Origin of the sequence: Streptomyces sp. NBC_00377 (genome assembly GCF_036075115.1) — a bacterium.
Taxonomy (GTDB): domain Bacteria; phylum Actinomycetota; class Actinomycetes; order Streptomycetales; family Streptomycetaceae; genus Streptomyces.
In genome coordinates this window covers 860362-874893 of the sequence record NZ_CP107958.1, presented here as the reverse complement: position 1 = coordinate 874893, position 14532 = coordinate 860362, and the positions used below count along the sequence as shown (strand labels likewise).

General features: G+C 71.3%; 9 protein-coding genes and 1 pseudogene. 2 read left to right on the top strand and 8 right to left on the bottom strand.

Going from position 1 to position 14532, the window contains the following annotated elements; all coding sequences use genetic code 11:
• Positions 1-119: 119 nt before the first annotated feature.
• The 3 genes from OHS71_RS04020 to OHS71_RS04010 all read right to left on the bottom strand — a co-directional run bounded on the left by OHS71_RS04020 (position 120) and on the right by OHS71_RS04010 (position 3401).
• Positions 120-1457, bottom strand: coding sequence for an ABC transporter substrate-binding protein (locus OHS71_RS04020; RefSeq protein ID WP_328476856.1), 1338 nt, complete (start codon positions 1455-1457; stop codon positions 120-122).
• Positions 1458-1546: 89 nt separating this feature from the next.
• On the bottom strand, positions 1547-2470 hold the full coding sequence (locus OHS71_RS04015; protein WP_328476854.1) for a carbohydrate ABC transporter permease: 924 nt from the start codon (positions 2468-2470) through the stop codon (positions 1547-1549).
• A 4-nt stretch (positions 2471-2474) separates the two neighbouring features.
• Positions 2475-3401 carry a carbohydrate ABC transporter permease gene (locus OHS71_RS04010; protein WP_328476852.1) on the bottom strand — a complete coding sequence of 309 codons (927 nt, stop codon included), beginning with the start codon at positions 3399-3401 and terminating at the stop codon, positions 2475-2477.
• A 310-nt stretch (positions 3402-3711) separates the two neighbouring features.
• On the opposite strand from OHS71_RS04010, the gene OHS71_RS04005 reads away from it, so the two are divergent.
• Positions 3712-4704 (top strand): LacI family DNA-binding transcriptional regulator, encoded by a 993-nt coding sequence (locus tag OHS71_RS04005; RefSeq protein ID WP_443047153.1) that lies wholly within the window; start codon positions 3712-3714, stop codon positions 4702-4704.
• Positions 4705-5052: 348 nt separating this feature from the next.
• Here OHS71_RS04005 and OHS71_RS04000 read toward each other — a convergent pair whose 3' ends face one another.
• The 5 genes from OHS71_RS04000 to OHS71_RS03980 all read right to left on the bottom strand — a co-directional run bounded on the left by OHS71_RS04000 (position 5053) and on the right by OHS71_RS03980 (position 13184).
• Positions 5053-5706 (bottom strand): lysophospholipid acyltransferase family protein, encoded by a 654-nt coding sequence (locus OHS71_RS04000; RefSeq protein ID WP_328476848.1) that lies wholly within the window; start codon positions 5704-5706, stop codon positions 5053-5055.
• A gap of 257 nt (positions 5707-5963) precedes the next feature.
• On the bottom strand, positions 5964-8015 hold the full coding sequence (locus OHS71_RS03995; RefSeq protein WP_328476846.1) for a SpoIIE family protein phosphatase: 2052 nt from the start codon (positions 8013-8015) through the stop codon (positions 5964-5966).
• Positions 8016-8221: 206 nt separating this feature from the next.
• Positions 8222-9208: a methylmalonyl Co-A mutase-associated GTPase MeaB gene (meaB, locus tag OHS71_RS03990; protein WP_328476844.1), complete on the bottom strand. Its 987-nt coding sequence runs from the start codon at positions 9206-9208 to the stop codon at positions 8222-8224.
• Positions 9209-9213: 5 nt separating this feature from the next.
• Positions 9214-11388 (bottom strand): methylmalonyl-CoA mutase, encoded by a 2175-nt coding sequence (scpA, locus tag OHS71_RS03985; protein WP_328476842.1) that lies wholly within the window; start codon positions 11386-11388, stop codon positions 9214-9216.
• The gene (locus tag OHS71_RS03980) at positions 11388-13184 is read right to left on the bottom strand and encodes a methylmalonyl-CoA mutase subunit beta (RefSeq protein WP_328476840.1); all 1797 of its coding nucleotides are present in this window, start codon (positions 13182-13184) and stop codon (positions 11388-11390) included. The genes scpA and OHS71_RS03980 overlap by 1 nt, the downstream gene beginning before the upstream one ends.
• Before the next feature lie 211 nt (positions 13185-13395).
• On the opposite strand from OHS71_RS03980, the pseudogene ppk2 reads away from it, so the two are divergent.
• Positions 13396-14282 (top strand): annotated as a pseudogene (gene ppk2, locus OHS71_RS03975) (polyphosphate kinase 2).
• The last annotated feature ends 250 nt before the right edge of the window (positions 14283-14532 follow it).

Here is a 14532-nt window from a genome sequence, read left to right as displayed (position 1 = left end):
CGAAGGGTGGTGCACGGGGGCGGCGCGGCCCGGGAGCCGCGCCGCCCGGCGTTTTACTGCGTACCGATCACTGCGTACCGATCACCGCGTGGCGAGGTACTGCGAGGAGTGCTCCCCGACTACTTCTCGATGGTGAAGCCCTGCTCGCCGCCGTACTTGACCGACGCGTCCTGCCAGGCCTTCAGACCGTCCGCCAGCTTGGTGCCGGAGACGTAGGCCTTGCCGACGGTGTCGTTGAAGATCGAGTTGGCGTACGGCTGGAACGGGAGGTACGACCAGTCGCTCGCCACGTTCGCGGCGGAGTCGGCGAATATCTTGTTCGCTTCCTGGCCGCCGAAGTAGTCGAACTTCTTGCTCTGGAACGCGGGCGACTCGAGCTCCGCCTTGGTGGCGGGGAAGGCGCCCTCGCCGATGCGGGTGGCGACACCGGCGCCGGAGTTGGCGTACTCGGTGAAGGCGTAGGCGAGTTCCTTGTTCTTGGCCAGCGCCGGGACGGCCAGCGAGCTGCCGCCGTTCTCCGCGCTCGCCTTGTCGCCCTTGGTCCAGGCCGGCATCGCCGCGGCGCGCCACTGGCCCTTGGCGTTCGGGACGCCGGTGACGAAGTTGGCGGGCATCCAGGCGCCGGTGGGCAGGGTGGCGATGGTGCCGTCGCCCAGGCCCTTGTACCAGTCGTCGGTCCAGCCGTTGACCGGGGCGAGCAGCTTCTCGCTGATCAGCTGCTGCCAGACCGTCTCGTACTTCTTGGCGCCCGCGTCGTCGAAGCTGATGCCGAGCTTGGTGCCGTCGACCTTGTAGGGGCGCGAACCGGCCTGCCACAGCAGGGAGGTGGTGAGGCCCGCGTCACCGAGGTCGCTGGTGATGTAGGCCTTCGGGTCGGCCTTGTGGAGCTTGCGGGCCGCGTCCAGGTACTCGTCCCAGGTGGTGGGGACGGCGATCTTGTACTTGTCGAAGACCGTCTTGTTGTAGAACAGCGCCATCGGGCCCGAGTCCATCGGCAGGCCGTAGACCTTGTCGCCGTCGCTCACGGCGTTCCACGGGCCCGGCGTGTACTTGGAGGCGAGCTTGTCGGCACCGTAGGGCGCCAGGTCGGTCAGGCCCTTGGTCAGGGAGTACTGGCCGAGCGCGAAGTACTCGATCTGGGCGACGTCCGGGACGCCCTTGCCGGCCGAGATCGCGTTGGACAGCGCGGTGTAGTGCTTGTCGCCGGAGCGCTCGCTGACCAGGTTGACCTTGACCTTCGGGTACTTCTTCTGGAAGTCGGCGGCCACCGTCTTCAGGGTGGGCTCCCAGGCCCAGACCGTGATGTCGCCGCCCTTGTCCAGGGCAGTCTGGATGTCGTTGGCGGAGACGGCCTTGGTGTCGGAGTCATCGTCCGAACCGCCGCAGGCGGTGACGCCCAGGGCGAGGGTGGAGACGAGGGCGATGCCGCGCAGGATGCGGCTCGTTGTTCTGCGCATGGGGCTTCCACTTCTTCGTGGGTGGGACAGGTGAGGGTGGGGGTGGTGCTGGTATGGCTTAAATGTGGGGCTTGGGGGCGCCGTCCACGTCACTCCTTGACGCTTCCGGCGGCGAGGCCGGACTGCCAGTACTTCTGGAGGAACAGGAAGGCGGCGATCAGCGGAATGATCGTCAGCAGGGATCCGGTGATCACCAGGTTGAAGATCACGTCACCGCCGATGGTCTGTGCCTGCGAGCTCCAGGCGCTCAGACCCAGGGTCAGCGGGTACCAGTCCGGGTCCTTCAGCATGATCAGGGGGAGGAAGTAGTTGTTCCAGGTGGCGACCGTGGTGAACAGCAGGACGGTCACGATCCCGGGAGCCAGCAGCGGCAGCGCGACCTGGAAGAAGGTGCGCACCTCGCTCGCCCCGTCCATCCGGGCCGCCTCCAGCAGCTCGGTCGGGATCGCCTCCGCGGCGAACACCCACATCAGGTAGAGGCCGAACGGTGACACGAGCGACGGGATGATCACCGCCCACGGGGTGTCGGTCAGCCCCATCTTGCTGAACATCAGGAAGGTCGGCACGGCCAGCGCAGTGGCCGGCACGGCGACCGCACCGATCACCACGGCGAAGATGGCGCGCTTGCCGGGGAACTGGAACTTCGCAAGGGCGTACCCGCCCAGCACGGCCAGCAGGGTCGCGCCACCCGCACCGAGCACCACGTACAGCAGCGTGTTCAGCAGCCAGCGTCCGAAGATGCCGTCGTGGTAGGTGAAGGTGGTCCGGATGTTGTCCCAGAGGGCGAAGTCGTGGGCGAACCACAGTCCGTTGGAGTCGGCCAGGCCCGCCTGGGTCTTCGTGGAGTTGATGACCAGCCAGATCAGCGGCACCACGGTGTAGAGGACCATCAGGGCCATCAGCACCGTCAGCAGCACATTGCGCTTCGGCTTGCCCGGGCTGTGCTTCTTGCGGGGGGTCCGCAGCCTCGGGGCGGTGTTCTTCGCGGGGGAGGCGGTGACAGTCGTGCTCATCGGGTCACGCTCCCTTGCGCATGCCGCGCAGCTGGACGACGTAGGCGACGATCATCGTGATGACGCCCATGATGATGGCCACCGTCGCGGAGTAGTTGTGCTGCTGGCCGTTGAAGGACAGCGAGTACGTGTAGTAGTTCGGTGTGAAGTCCGTGGTGATGGAGTTCAGGGCCAGCGGACGCAGGATGCTCGGCTCGTTGAACAGCTGGAAGCTGCCGATGATCGAGAAGATCGTCGCGATGACGAGCGCGCCCCGGATCGCGGGCAGCTTGATCGCGCTGATGATCCGCCACTGACCGGCGCCGTCGATCTCCGCCGCCTCGTAGAGCGAGGTCGGGACGACCCGCAGCGCCGAGTAGAAGATCAGCATGTTGTAGCCGACGAACTCCCAGGTCACGATGTTGCCGATGGAGGCGAGTACCCAGCTGGGGGAGAGCAGGTCGGGCAGGGTGACACCGAACGCGGAGTTGATGTCGCCCACCAGGCCGTACTTGGTGCCGTACATGAAGCCCCACATCAGGGTGGCGACCACGGCGGGCACGGCGTACGGCAGGAAGATCGTGATCCGGAAGAAGCTCTTGCCGTAGAGGCGGCCGCTGTCCAGTGCCAGCGCCACCAGCAGGGCGATGCCCAGCATGATCGGCACCTGGATCACCAGGAAGAGCGCCACGCGGCCGACCGCCGACCAGAACGCCTCGTCCTGGAGGGCCCGTGTGTAGTTGTCCAGCCCGACGAACTGGTTGCCGCCGATCAACTGGTCCCGGAAGAGGCTCAGGTAGATCGAGTATGCGATCGGCGCCAGGAAGACCAGCGCGAACACCGCCACGAAGGGACCGATGAAACCCCATCCCGTCCAGGAGCGGCGGTCCCGTTTCGCCGGAGGCGGTGCCGGCCGCGGCTCGGCGGCCACCGGCGGTTGCAGCGTCGTCATGTCGTTCCTCGCTCGTCCAGTCCTGGAGCCCGGCGGTGGTGCGCGGAGATTTCCGAACGCGCGGAGATTTCCGAACGCCTCACCACCACCATGATGTTTACGTAAACATCAGCCACGCAAGAGGCTTGGCAAGCTGTTATGTTTACGTAAACATCTGATGGCGGCATGTCTACACTGCCCCGATAACGATGGTCAAGAGTCCTCTGGGGCGGCCGTCGCACCTGCGCCGACAGAGAGGTGGGCACACCGAGTGGACATGGCTGAGAGAACACCGGCCAACGTGCCGAGACGCACCCGGGCCACGGCCTCCATGGCGGACGTCGCGAGGCTCGCCGGCGTGTCCTCGCAGACCGTCTCCCGGGTCTCCAACGGTTACGCGGGCGTGAACGAGGAGACCCGGCAGCAGGTCCTCCACGCCATGGCCGAACTCGGCTACCGGCCCAACAGCGCCGCCCGCGCCCTCAAGCGCGGCGAGTTCCGGACGATCGGCGTCATCACGTTCACGTTGTCCACCACCGGGAACGTGCGCACCCTGGAGGCGATCGCGACCTCGGCGGCCGCCGAGGGCTACGCGGTGACCCTGCTCCCGGTGGCCGTCCCCACCAGCGACGAGGTGCGCGGCGCGTTCTCCCGGCTGGAGGAGCTGGCCGTCGACGCCGTGATCGTCATCATGGAGGTCCACCTGCTGGACGCGGCGACCGTGAAGCTGCCGCCGCACGTCCAGGTCGTGGTGGTGGACTCCGACGCCGGCGACCACTACACCGTCGTGGACACCGATCAGGCCGGCGGCACCAAGACCGCCGTCCACCACCTGCTCGACCTCGGCCACCGGACCGTCTGGCATCTCGGCGGACCCGAGGGCTCGTTCGCCGCCCAGCGCCGTGCGGACGCCTGGCGGGCCGCGCTCACCGAGGCGGGCCGCAGCGCACCGCCGCTGGTCAGGGGTGACTGGTCGGCGGAGTCCGGCTACCTGGCCGGACGCGAACTGGTGGCCCGCGAGGACTGCACCGCCGTCTTCGCGGCCAACGACCAGATGGCACTGGGCCTGCTGCGCGCCCTGCACGAAGGCGGGCGCCGGGTGCCGCAGGACGTCAGCGTCATCGGCTTCGACGACATCCCCGAGGCGGGCTCCTTCCTGCCCCCGCTCACCACCCTGCACCAGGACTTCGCCGAGGTCGGCCGGCTCTGTGTCCAGGCCGTGCTGCGCAAGATGCGCCCGGACGGCTCGGAACACGGGACGACGCTCGTACCGACGCGGCTGGTGCTGCGCCAGAGCACGGCGCCACCGCCGACGCCCCGGTGACGACGGCGCCGGTCCCACCGGTCCGACGGATGCACCGGTGACACGCCCATGGCGTGGACCGCGGTCGCGCTGCGAAGGCAGCCGCTTCGGAGTACGGCCTGCTCAGGGCCGCCTCGGGTGTGCGTGTAGCGCGCGGGCCGGGGCCGGGGCCGCGCTGCCACGGTGGCCGCTTCGAGGCGGGAGCGAGCCGCCGGCCGCCTCGGGTTCGCCTGCCGCGGGGGCCGGGGTCCTCAACGCGGTGCCGCCGCTGCGGGGTCGGGCGTGCGCGCTCCAGGCCGACGCCACGGATCGGCCGGCGTCCGTCCCGCGCGGTTCGCCCCCGTGTTCGTCCCCGCTGTGCGGCGGTGACTACCGCGGGTGTTCGCCCACGGCGCGGGCCGCTGTTCGCCAGGCCGTGGTGACCGCGAGGCGGGCGGCCGCCGTGCCGCGCTCCGTCTCCGCGGGGAGCCGCAGCGGCGCGCCGAGATGGACGTGGCAGTGCGGTCTGCGGACCGGTGCCGTCAACGTGCCCGCCAGCTGCTTCGCGGCCGACCCCGAGGCGATCCGCCGGGCGCCCGCGTGGCCCACCGGCACCACCAGAGCGCCACTCGCCCGGGCCAGGCGGGCGAGCCCCGTGCGGAACGGTTCGGGTGCGGTGGCGGCCGCGTCCCGGCGGCGCGGCAGCCGGCCCTCTCCGTAGAGCAGGACGTGCCGCCCGCCCGCCAGGGCTTCGGCGGCGGCGTCCAGGGCCAGCGCCGCGTGCGCCGTACGGCGGTGGACCGGTATGTGCCCCTCGCGGGTCAGCGCCCTGCCGAGCAGCGGTATGCGCCACAGCCCCGCGGTCGCCATCACCACCGGCTCCAGGTCCAGCCGCCGCAGCGCGGCCATGACGACGGCGGGGTCGGCCATGGAGTCGTGGTTGGCCACGAAGATGGTCCCCGCGGGCAGACGCAGCTTGATCTCACTGGTGACCGTGAGACGTCCGAAGAACGGTGTCAGGGCGAGAACGGCACGGCTGAACACGAGGGAACCTCCGGTGAGGGCGATCGGAGCCCCAGTGTCGTGCCGCGGGGGAGGAACGCGCCTGAGTACGCGTACTCAACGCGCGCCCGGCAGGGGAAGCAAGCCCGACGCGGTTACCGGGTGAGGCGGAGGCGTTCGGGCGTCGGACGCCGCGTGTGCGCGACGGCGGCCGACCTCGCCGCCACGCCGCCCGACGCCTGAGACAGGGGCGGCCGCGGTGAGCCGGTCGCCTCTGTCTCAGTACGCGACCGGCGTCCTCAGCCGGCCGGGCGGGTCCGGGCCAGCAGGAGCGCGACATCGTCGTCGGGCTCCGGACTCAGGGCGCTGAGGACGGTGTCGGCAGTCTGCTCCAGGGAGTCCCCGCCGGTGCTCTGGAGGAGCCGGGTCAGGGTGGTGAGGCCGGTGTCGATGGGGTCCTCCCGGTTCTCGACCAGGCCGTCCGTGTAGAGGGCGAGCAACGACCCCGCGGAGAGCTCCAGCTCCGTGGTCCCGAAGTCCACCCCGCCCACCCCCAGAGGTACGCCGCCGGGGATGTCGACCAGTTCGGTGGTGCCGTCCGGCCTGGTCAGAACCGGCGGGAGATGGCCCGCGCCGGACAGGGTGCAGATGCCGCGCCGCAGGTCGCACACGGCGTAGACGCAGGTGGCGATCGCGTCGCCGAGCGAGCCGGCGATGTCGTCGAGGTGCCGCATCAGCTCGGCAGGCGGGAGGTCGAGCCGGGCCAGCGCCCGCGTCGCGCTGCTCAGCTGACCCATGATCGCGGCGGCCTGGACGCCCTTGCCCATCACGTCCCCGACGACGAGAGCGGTGCGCTGCGGCCCCAGGGGCAGCACGTCGTACCAGTCACCGCCGACCTCGCTGAGAGCCGGGCGGTACCGGGCGGCGATGTCCAGTCCCTCCCGCGCGGCGGGCGCGGACGGGAGCAGGCTGCGCTGGAGGGTCAGGGCGGTGGTGCGTTCCCGTCCGTAGAGGCGGGCGTTGTCGATGCAGATCGCGGCGCGCGCGGCGAGCTCCGAGGCGAGCACCCGGTCCTGTTCGTCGAAGGGCCGCTCGTTGACGGTGCGGTACAGGCTGAGCGTCCCGAGCACCTTGCCCCGCGCCATCAGCGGCAGGGCCAGGTAGGAGTGGACGCCTGCCGCGTGCAGGGTGCGAGCGGCGTTCGCGTCACGGGCGATGCGTCGCATCATGCGCGCCTCCACGCGCTCCACCAGGACCGGCCGGGCGCTGCGCACACAGCGGGTGATGATGCGCGAGGGGCCGTAGGTGGCCAGCTCGCCGACCGGGTCGGCGGCGTGGATGGCGTCGGTGGGGTACCCGGCGGCGACGGCCAGCGCCCGGAACTCGGCCGGGGCGTGACCCGTCACGGGCGTGATGGTCCCGTGGGCCACCACGGACTCCAGGATGTCGACGGCCGCCAGGTCGGCCACGTGCGGGACGGTCACGTCGGTCAGTTCCCGCGCGGTCTGCCGCAGGTCCAGGGTGGTGCCGATCCGCACCCCGGCGTCCGCGATCACGGAAAGGCGCTGGCGGGCCCGGGCGACCTCGGCCGCGGCCTGCTGGCGTTCGGAGACGTCCAGGACGGCCATGGCGAGGCCGAGCACCCGGCCGTTCGTGTCCTCGATGCGGTGATAGGACTCGGAGTACGCGCGGTCCTCGACGTGCGCGGCCGTACGCCCGACGGTCTGCTGGTCGAGCAGCGGACGGCCGGTCGCCAGGACATGCCGCATACGGGCCTCGATCGCCTCCACGTCCAGGTCCGGGAGCACCTCGCCCACCCGGCGGCCCACCACGGCCGCCTCGGACACGCCGTTCATGCGCTCGAGCGACGGATTGACGCCCACCCAGCGCAGATCGTTGTCGAAGACGGCGATGCCGACCGGGGTCTGGTTGACGAGACTGTGGGAGAGGGCCAGATCCCGTTCCACGCCGCGCACCGTCATCGCGTCCGTGGCGAGTCCCAGCAGATGGGGCTGCCCCTCGCTGTCGAGCAGCCGCATCGTGCGGAACTCCACGGCGCGATCCGTGCCGTCCCGGTGGCGCAGCGGGAACACACCCGCCCACCGGGCCCCCGAACGGACCTGCGTGAACAGTTCCCGGCCCCGCGCCCGGTTCCCGGGCGCGACGAGGAGGGTGTCGGCGCGTTGCCGCAGGGCCTCCTGCGCCGAGTAGCCGAGCAGCTGTTCGATCTCGGGGCTCCACAGCGCGATGTGCCCGCGCGCGTCCAGCACGACGGCCGCGACCTTCAGGAGGTCCAGCAAGCCGCTGGGCGCCGCCGTGACCTCGTCGCCGTCCGCCGCATACCCATGCATGCCAGCCGCTCCTTCCGGCGCGGCGGGGGCACCGCCAAGATCCGTTCCTGAGATTCGATTACGTCACAATACGGTCGGAAGAGCAACGCTGCCGCGAAGATCTTTTGAGCCCGGAGGGCGGCGGGGCGCCCCCCTGAGCAGGCGGTCGGCCCGCCCGGCGCCCGGTCGCCTCGCCCCGCCGGTCGGGACCGCCGGGCCGGCGGCTCTCAGCCCTCTCCTCCTCCGAACACCCTCAGGATGCGCTCGGCGGCCAGCGTGGCCGTCAACTCACCGTCCCTGACCCGCTGTTCCAGCTCGGGTGCGAGGGCCCGGACCGCCGGGGCCGAGTGCAGACGGCCGAGCAGCTCGTCGCGGACCATGGCCCAGGTCCAGTCGACCTGCTGCTCGCGGCGCTTGGCGGCGAGCCGGCCGGTGGAGTCGAGCAGGCCGCGGTGCTGTTCGAGACGGTCCCAGACGGTGTCCAGGCCGGCCGCCTCGCGGGCGCTGCAACTGAGGACCGGCGGGGTCCAGGCGGCGTCCCGGCCGTGCATCAGCCGCAGGGCGCCCGACAGCTCCCGGGCGGCCGCGCGGGCGTCGCGCTCGTGCGGACCGTCCGCCTTGTTGACGGCGATCACGTCGGCCAGTTCCAGGACGCCCTTCTTGATGCCCTGGAGCTGGTCGCCGGTGCGGGCGAGGGTGAGCAGCAGGAAGGAGTCGACCATGTTCGCGACCGCCGTCTCCGACTGACCGACGCCCACCGTCTCCACCAGGACCACGTCGTAGCCCGCGGCCTCCATCACCACGATCGACTCGCGCGTCGCCTTGGCCACCCCGCCCAGCGTCCCCGAGGTCGGGGACGGACGGACGAAGGCCGCCGGGTCGACGGCCAGGCGCTCCATCCGCGTCTTGTCGCCCAGGATCGAGCCGCCGGTGCGGCTGGAGGACGGGTCGACGGCGAGCACCGCGACCCGGTGCCCGAGCCCGGTGAGCATGGTGCCGAACGCGTCGATGAACGTCGACTTGCCGACGCCGGGCACCCCGCTGACCCCGATCCGCCGCGCCTTTCCGCTGTGCGGGAGCAGCTCGGTCAGCAGGCCCTGCGCCAGCGCGCGGTGATCGGGCCGGGTGGACTCGACCAGCGTGATCGCACGGGCCACCAGGGCCCGCCTGCCGTCGAGCACCCCCTTCACATACGCGTCCACATCGATCGCCATGGGGCTTACAGATCGTGTCCGAGGCCGGCTGACAGCCGTTCCACCAGGTCGTACGCCGCGTCCGGGATCACCGTCCCGGGCGGGAAGACGGCAGCCGCGCCCATCTCCAGCAGCAGGGGCACGTCCTGCGGCGGGATCACCCCGCCGACCACGACCATGATGTCCTCGCGGCCCTCCTCGGCGAGCTGTTCCCGCAGCGCCGGCACCAGGGTGAGGTGCCCGGCGGCCAGCGACGAGACGCCGACGATGTGCACGTCCGCCTCGACGGCCTGCCGGGCCACCTCGGCAGGCGTCTGGAACAGGGGGCCGACGTCCACGTCGAAACCGAGGTCGGCGAAGGCGGTGGCGATCACCTTCTGGCCGCGGTCGTGCCCGTCCTGGCCCATCTTGGCGACCAGGATCCGCGGCCGGCGGCCCTCGGCCTCCTCGAAGGCGTTCACCAGGGTGCGCGTGCGTTCCACGGAAGGGGACTCTCCGGCTTCGTTGCGGTACACGCCGGAGATGGTACGGATCTGGCTCGCGTGGCGCCCGTACACCTTCTCCAGGGCGTCGGAGATCTCCCCGACGGTGGCCTTCGCGCGGGCCGCGCGCACCGCCAGCTCCAGCAGGTTGCCCTCCCCGCCGGCCGCCCGGGTCAGGTCGTCGAGCGCGTCCTGACAGGCCCGCTCGTCACGCTCGGCGCGCAGCCGCCGCAACTTGGCGATCTGCTGGGCGCGCACCGAGGAGTTGTCGACCGAGCGCACGTCGATCCGCTCGTCGGTCTCGACGCGGTACTTGTTGACGCCGATCACCGGCTGGCGCCCGGAGTCGATACGGGCCTGGGTGCGGGCCGCGGCCTCCTCGATGCGCAGTTTGGGGATGCCGGCGTCGATCGCCCTGGCCATGCCGCCCGCCGCCTCGACCTCCTGGATGTGCTGCCAGGCCCGCCGGGCGAGGTCGTACGTCAGCTTCTCGACGTACGCGCTGCCGCCCCACGGGTCGATCACCCGGTTGGTGCCGGATTCCTGCTGGATCAGCAGCTGTGTGTTGCGGGCGATGCGCGCCGAGAAGTCGGTGGGCAGCGCGAGCGCCTCGTCCAGGGCGTTGGTGTGCAGCGACTGGGTGTGGCCCTGCGTCGCCGCCATCGCCTCGACGCAGGTACGGGTCACGTTGTTGAACACGTCCTGCGCGGTCAGCGACCAGCCCGAGGTCTGCGAATGGGTGCGCAGGGAAAGCGACTTGGCGTTCTGCGGGTCGAACTGCCGCACGAGCTTGGCCCAGAGCAGACGCGCTGCCCTCAACTTGGCGATCTCCATGAAGAAGTTCATGCCGATCGCCCAGAAGAACGACAGCCGGGGCGCGAACGCGTCCACGTCCAGCCCTGCCTCCCGCCCGGCCCGGATGTACTCCACGCCGTCCGCGAGGGTGTAGGCGAGTTCCAGGTCGGCCGTCGCGCCCGCCTCCTGGATGTGGTAGCCGGAGATCGAGATGGAGTTGTAGCGGGGCATCCGCTGCGAGGTGAAGGCGAAGATGTCGGAGATGATCCGCATCGACGGCTTCGGCGGGTAGATGTAGGTGTTGCGGACCATGAACTCCTTGAGGATGTCGTTCTGGATGGTCCCGGCCAGCTTCTCCGCCGGTACACCCTGCTCCTCGGCCGCCACGATGTAGAGCGCGAGCACCGGCAGCACGGCGCCGTTCATCGTCATCGACACCGTCATCCGGTCCAGCGGGATGCCGTCGAACAACTGCCGCATGTCGAGGATCGAGTCGATGGCCACGCCCGCCATGCCCACGTCGCCCGTGACCCGTGGGTGGTCGCTGTCGTACCCGCGGTGGGTGGGCAGGTCGAAGGCGACCGACAGACCCTTCTGGCCGGCCGCCAGATTGCGCCGGTAGAAGGCGTTGGACTCCTCGGCGGTGGAGAAGCCCGCGTACTGACGGATCGTCCAGGGCTGGTTGACGTACATCGTCGGGTACGGGCCGCGCAGATACGGGGTGATGCCCGGGTAGGTGCCCAGGAAGTCCAGGCCCTCCAGGTCATGACCGGTGTACAGCGGCTTGACGGCGATGCCCTCCGGGGTCTCCCACAGCGGCTCGTCGCCCCCGGTGGCCTGCTTGACAGCCGTACGCCACTCGTCGGGGCCGGCGTCGGCGGCCGGGGTCCCCAGTTCGATCCCGGCGAAGTCGGGGATTCCCATCAGGACACTCCCATGCGGTCGAGGGCGGCGGAGAGCACGGCGACGGCGTCGCAGCCCGCGAAGACGTACGCGTCGACTCCCGGGTACCCGCCCGGACGCCCCGCGAGGAACACGTGCGAGGCGCCCGCGTCCTTGAGCTCCTGGGCGACGGCCGCCGCCTGCTCCTCGTACAGCGCGTCGCTGGAGCACAGACAGACCTCGGTGGCGCCGCTGTCCGCGAAGGAGCCCTCCGTGACGGGCTCGATGCCGCCGGCCTGGAACAGGTTCGCGGCGAAGCCGAGGCGGGCGGTGTGCGCGGCGGCCGGGCCGAGGGCGGTGAGATGGACACGGGGGCGTGATCCGGTCGCCGCGAGATGGGCGTCGGACCGGGCGCGCAGCCTCTCGTAGGTCTCGTCACGCCGGACCCGGGGCAGCCCGCCGGAACGGGGTGCCGGCGCGGGGGCGCGCTCCACCGCACGCTCGGCGAGGTTCGGGAACTCGCTGACACCGGTGACGGGTTCGCGCCGCTGGGCGAGCTTCGTGCTGCGCGCCTGCCAGGTGTCCGCCAGGTCCTGGCCGATCCGGCCCGAGCGCAGACCGGCCGCCTGGCCGCCCGTCCGCTCGATCTCCTGGAAGAACTCCCAGCCCGCACGGGCGAGTTCGTCGGTGAGGCGTTCCACGTACCAGGAGCCGCCCGCCGGGTCGATGACCCGGGACAGGTGCGACTCCTCGATGAGGATGGTGGAGGTGTTGCGGGCGATGCGCCGCGCGAAGGCGTCCGGCAGGCCGAGCGAGTGGTCGAAGGGCAGCACGGTCACCGCGTCGGCGCCGCCCACCCCGGCCGCCAGCGTGGCGACGGTCGTGCGCAGCATGTTCACCCAGGGGTCGCGCCGGGCCATCATCACCGGCGAGGTCACGGCGTGCTGGATCTGCCCGGTGGGCGCCCCGCAGACCTCGGTGACGCGTGCCCACAGGCGGCGGGCCGCACGCAGTTTGGCGACGGTCAGGAACTGGTCGGCCGTGGCGGCGTACCGGAACTCCAGCTGCGCGCAGGCCTGCCGCACGGGCAGGCCGGCCTCGGTCAGCTCCCGCAGGTAGGCCACCGCGGTCGCCATCGAACTGCCGAGCTCCTGCGCGGCGGAGCCGCCGGCCTCGTGATACGGCAGCGCGTCCACGGTCAGCGCCCGCAGCCCCGGATACGCCTCGGCGCACCTGCGCGCGAGGCCGGCCACGGGCGCGAAGTCGGCGGGCCGGCCGGTACGGGCCTCGTGGCCCAGCGGGTCCGCACCCAGGTTGCCGCGCGCCGCCTCCCGGGCGACGCCCCGCTCCTCGTACAGCCGCAGCAGCCCCTGCGCGGCGGCCTCGACGTCGCCTCCGGCGTCCAGGACGACGGGCGCCAGGTCGAGATGGACGCCTTCGAGGACCGCGCCGAGGGAGGAGAGCGGCACACCGCCCTCGCCCAGCACCAGCCACAGTGACGTGACGCCGTTCTCCAGGTCGGCGAGGACCGCGCCGCCGGCCGTGTGCTGCTGCCGCACGTCCCAGCCGCCGACGGTGTTCCCCTCCGCCCGGGCACCGCGCACGAAGGGCGCGAAACCGGGCAGGCCGGGGTCGGGAGCGGGATCGTCCGCGGTGTACAGGGGCCGGACCCGGAGCCCGTCCTCCAGCGCGGTGGACAGAGCCTCCTCGGCTGCCGTGTCCGAGACCTCCCTGCCCGACTTGCGCAGGACACCCGCCACGAGGCGTTGCCACTGCTCAAGGTTCGCGTCAGGGAACTCGGCGGCCAGCGAAAGCCCGTCGTCGGGCACGACCTTCATGCTCCGGATGCTAGGCCAGACGGACCCGCCGGCAGCAGAGGGCACGGCTGTGACCTTGGCCGCTGTGCCCCTGTGACCTCGGCCTCTCCTGGCGCCGGCGGCCCCCGGCGGCAGCGCAGGACTCCTGCGGCGAGCCGCCCGCGCGGTGGCGGACACCTGGGCTTCGCGCGCCGTTGGCCCCCCGTACGTACGCACTTGCTTCCCTCGGGGGATGGAACAACTGCTGTCAGGGATGCGCGTCGACTACACGGACCACGACGATCCGGTGCTGATCCGGCCGGACGGCACCCCGGTGGACACCTGGCGGGAGAACTACCCGTACGACCGGCGCATGGAGCGCAGGGAGTACGACCTGCACAAGCGGCTCCAGCAGATAGAGCTCCTGAAACTGCAGAGCTGGATCAAGGAGACCGGGCGCCGGCTCGTCATCGTCTTCGAGGGGCGGGACGCGGCCGGCAAGGGCGGCACCATCAAGCGGTTCACCGAGCACCTCAACCCCCGCGGCGCCCGCGTGGTGGCCCTGGAGAAGCCGACCGAACGCGAGCGCGGCCAGTGGTACTTCCAGCGCTACGTAGAGCATCTGCCGACCGCGGGCGAGATCGTCCTGCTGGACCGCTCCTGGTACAACCGGGCCGGTGTGGAGCGGGTGATGGGCTTCTGCACGGACGACGAGTACCGCCGGTTCATGCGCCAGACGCCGCTGTTCGAGCGGATGCTCGTGGACGACGGGGTCGAACTGGTCAAGTTCTGGTTCTCCGTCTCGCAGGGCGAGCAGCGCACCCGTTTCACGATCCGTCAGGTAGACCCCGTGCGGCAGTGGAAACTCAGCTCCATGGACCTGGCGTCCCTCGACCTGTGGGACGACTACACCGCCGCGAAGGTCGCCATGTTCCGTGAGACGGACACCGAACACGCCCCGTGGACGGTGGTCAAGAGCAACGACAAGAAGCGCGCCCGCGTGGAGGCCCCAGCGTCCTGGCCCGCTTCGACTACACGGACAAGGACGAGGAGGTCGTCGGCCGTCCCGACCCGCGGATCATCGGCGCGGCGGCCACCCTGCTGGAGGCGGGCGAGGACGACACGACGCACGAGCGCTGACGGGCGGCCGCCGCGGATCCGCCCCGCGTCCGCCACCACCCACGCGCACCCGGTCCTTCCGCCCGCTCCCCCCACACACGACGACGATGTCGCCGGGGTGGCGCGAGCGGACGTCCGGGCAGCCCGGTCCGGTGCTGCCGCCCGCGGCTCGTACGGGGGCCCTCGTGATCCGAGCGGGCCGCACTGGCCGTGGCACGGGCGGCGGCGCGAGGCCGGCGGCGGCGCCTCCCGTGCGAGCCCTCCGCGGCGG